The organism is Candidatus Planktophila sp., from assembly GCF_046070465.1.
GTDB lineage: Bacteria > Actinomycetota > Actinomycetes > Nanopelagicales > Nanopelagicaceae > Planktophila.
Map to the genome: position 1 here is coordinate 1 of NZ_JBJTMK010000046.1, position 3,337 is coordinate 3,337.

A 3,337-nucleotide genomic window follows, 5' to 3' on the forward strand; every position below is an offset into this window, starting at 1 on the left:
TCATCATGCGCTGGAAACCATTGTGTGGACGGGCAAGGAGAATCAAAAATCCAGCGAGGAAAGGGATATAAATAAGAGTTAATGCATATGCAGAAGCGTTACGGATGAAGTGCTCTGGGCCTTTGGGAAGTAAAAGTGCAAGTAACCACGGAAGTGCAATTGCGGTCGCAACAGCAAGACCGTTGACCCCACCAAACCATGCAGCAAATGCCATGCCTACTGATGCAAGTGAAAGTGCCGGGAAAGAGAGATTGATATCTGCCTTCTTGAGTGCGCCGACCATCTCGCGCACACCAAGAACCATGGCAAGTGCCACGATTGCAGCGAAAATTGCACGCTCGTAACGGAGTGAGAACCACACAATTACGAATAGAGCTACAGATACGCCAATTGATGGAAGAAGTTTTCTTCCTGCGCGCTTATTAATAGCGTCATTGATGGCGTGTAAGTCAGACATATGCAGGTACGAGGATTAGACCTCGAGGAGCTCTGCTTCTTTATGCTTTAAGAGCTCATCGATCTTTGCAACGTGATCAGCAGTGATTTTTTCGAGCTCCTTTTCACCACGTGAGAGATCATCCTTAGAAATTTCGCCATCCTTCTCGGCTTTTTCCATCGCCTCTTTTGCAGCGCGACGAATATTGCGGATTGAAACCTTTGAATCTTCAGCCTTAGTCTTTGCAACCTTGATGTAATCCTTGCGGCGCTCTTCTGTGAGCTGCGGGAGGGCAACTCGTATAACCGAGCCATCAGATGCTGGATTCACACCAAGATCTGAATCGCGGATCGCCTTTTCGATAGAAGCCATCGCACCCTTATCGAAAGGAGAAACGATTGCAAGACGGTTCTCAGGAATCTGAATCGATGCTAGCTGTGAGAGTGATGTCCACGTGCCGTAGTAATCAACCATGATCTTGTTGAACATTGCTGGGTGTGCACGACCTGTGCGGATTGCGCCAAAGTCATCCTTCGCGACTTCAACAGCCTTGTTCATCTTCTCGGTTGCTTCGGCTAGTGAGCCTGCTACATCTGCCATGGTCTTCTCTCTTTTTCCTATTAATAAATATATCTAGTGGGCCCTCGTTAGTTAACGAGAGTTCCAATCTTCTCGCCGCGAACTGCGCGACCGATATTGCCATTAGTCATCAAGTCGAAGACGACGATCGGCAACTTGTTCTCACGGCAGAGGCTGAAAGCTGCTGCATCTGCAACCGCAAGTGACTTCTGGAGAACTTCATCGTAAGAAATTTCATCAAACTTAACGGCGTTAGCATCCTTGCGAGGATCTGCGTTGTAAACGCCATCGACACCTGACTTTGCTAGCAAGAGAGCGTTCGCACTGATTTCGAGGGCGCGCTGTGCTGCAACAGTATCTGTTGTAAAGAATGGCATTCCTGCTCCTGCGCCGAAAATCACTACGCGACCCTTTTCAAGGTGGCGGATTGCACGACGTGGAACATATGGCTCTGCAACCTGTCCCATGGTGATTGCTGTCTGAACGCGAGTATCAACGCCTTCGCGCTCGAGAAAATCTTGGAGCGCTAGACAGTTCATGACTGTTCCGAGCATTCCCATGTAGTCTGCGCGTGAGCGTTCCATTCCGCGCTCTGAAAGTTCTGCACCACGGAAGAAGTTACCGCCACCGACAACGATAGCTACCTGGACTCCCCCGCGAACAACTTCTGCGATCTGCTTTGCAACATCTGCAAGTACATCGGGATCGAGACCGACTCCCTTGCCTCCACCAAATACTTCACCGGAAAGCTTAAGGAGCACCCTCTGATATGAACCACGGTTCGATGTCATGAGAGTGCTCCTTTAGCTCAACGGTTTGTAAAGTGTATTACTGGCCGACGCGGAAGCGGTGGAACGCCTTCACGGCTGTTCCTGCTTCATCAAGAATCTGCTGAACAGTCTTCTTGGCATCCTTAGCAAAAGCCTGCTCGAGAAGTGATACTTCCTTCACAAAGCCAGTGATGCGACCTTCAACGATCTTTGAAAGAGCTGCCTCTGGCTTGCCTTCTGCCTTTGCTGTCTCTTCCGCAACGCGGCGCTCGTTCTCAATAAGGTCTGCTGGGACCTCATCGCGGTTAACGAACTTTGGTGCAAAGGCTGCGATGTGCTGTGCAACATCGCGACCGACCTCAGCTGCTTCCTTGGCAAGTGAGACGAGTACGCCTACCTGTGGTGGAAGGTCTGGTGAAGTCTTGTGAAGGTAGAGACCAACTGGACCGTTAATAACAGCCACGTTGCGGATCTCAATCTTCTCGCCAAGAGTTGCATTTCCTTCGTCGATAACTTCCTGAACAGTCTTACCTGTTGAAGTCTTTGCTGCGAGGAATGAAGCAACGTCTGGAGTCTTAACCTCGAGAAGTGTTGCAACGAGATCATCGCCAAGTGCGATAAAACGCTCGCCCTTTGCGACGAAGTCTGTCTCACAATTGAGCTCAAGCATTACGCCTGTGTCGCCGGAAACCTTTGCAACAACCAGACCATTTGAAGTCAAACGACCTTCGCGCTTTGTAACGCCTTTAAGGCCCTTAACGCGAATGATTTCAACAGCCTTGTCGTAATCACCATCTGCCTCATCAAGTGCCTTCTTGCAATCGAGCATTCCTGCTGCAGTTGCTTCGCGAAGACGCTTTACATCATCTGCTGTGTAGTTAGCCATTTAAATTATGCCTCCGGTGTTACTGCAGCAGCAGCTTCTGGAGCCGCTGACGCAAGGATTTCATTTTCAAGTTCGGTTGTTGCCTTCTCAGCAGCTGCTGGAGCTAGCGCTGCAGAGCGCGCCTTGAGGCCATCTGCAATTGCATCAGTGATAACGCGTGTGAGAAGTTCGATTGAACGAATCGCATCGTCATTACCAGGAATCTTGTAATCAACTTCGTCTGGATCACAGTTTGTATCGAGAATTGCGATAACTGGAATACCAAGCTTCTTCGCTTCCTGAATTGCGAGGTGCTCCTTCTTTGTATCTACAACCCAGATAGCTGACGGAAGCTTTGTCATGTTACGGATACCGTCGAGGTTCTTGAAGAGCTTCTCGCGCTCACGGCGGAGCATCAAGAGCTCTTTCTTTGTGAGAAGAAGATCGTTCTTCTCTTCGAGAGCTTCGAGCTCCTTAAGGCGTGCAATACGCTTCACAACTGTTGGGAAGTTTGTAAGCATTCCACCCAACCAGCGCTCTGTGACTGTTGGCATGCCAACGCGAGCTGCTTGGTTGATGATTGGTGCATGTGCTTGCTTCTTTGTTCCGACGAACAAGATGTGTCCGCCCTTAGCAATCACTTCCTTTGATCGATCAGGCATATGCCTTCACAAAGGACATCGTTGC

Annotated in this window: 5 protein-coding genes; all 5 read right to left on the minus strand. The window is 49.6% G+C overall.

From position 1 onward, the window contains the following. Nucleotides 1-457: phosphatidate cytidylyltransferase (locus tag ACKOVI_RS02235; RefSeq protein ID WP_509602387.1), on the minus strand; the 457-nt coding region annotated here is incomplete at its 3' end. 15 nt (nt 458-472) lie between these two features. Further along, nucleotides 473-1,036 (minus strand): ribosome recycling factor, encoded by a 564-nt coding sequence (gene frr / locus ACKOVI_RS02240; protein WP_509602388.1) that lies wholly within the window; start codon nt 1,034-1,036, stop codon nt 473-475. Nucleotides 1,037-1,083: 47 nt separating this feature from the next. Beyond that, nucleotides 1,084-1,806 carry a UMP kinase gene (gene pyrH, locus ACKOVI_RS02245; protein ID WP_509602389.1) on the minus strand — a complete coding sequence of 241 codons (723 nt, stop codon included), beginning with the start codon at nt 1,804-1,806 and terminating at the stop codon, nt 1,084-1,086. A gap of 37 nt (nt 1,807-1,843) precedes the next feature. Further along, the gene (gene tsf / locus ACKOVI_RS02250; protein WP_509602390.1) at nt 1,844-2,671 is read right to left on the minus strand and encodes a translation elongation factor Ts; all 828 of its coding nucleotides are present in this window, start codon (nt 2,669-2,671) and stop codon (nt 1,844-1,846) included. 5 nt (nt 2,672-2,676) lie between these two features. After that, on the minus strand, nt 2,677-3,312 hold the full coding sequence (gene rpsB / locus ACKOVI_RS02255) for a 30S ribosomal protein S2 (RefSeq protein ID WP_509602391.1): 636 nt from the start codon (nt 3,310-3,312) through the stop codon (nt 2,677-2,679). Nucleotides 3,313-3,337: the final 25 nt, after the last annotated feature.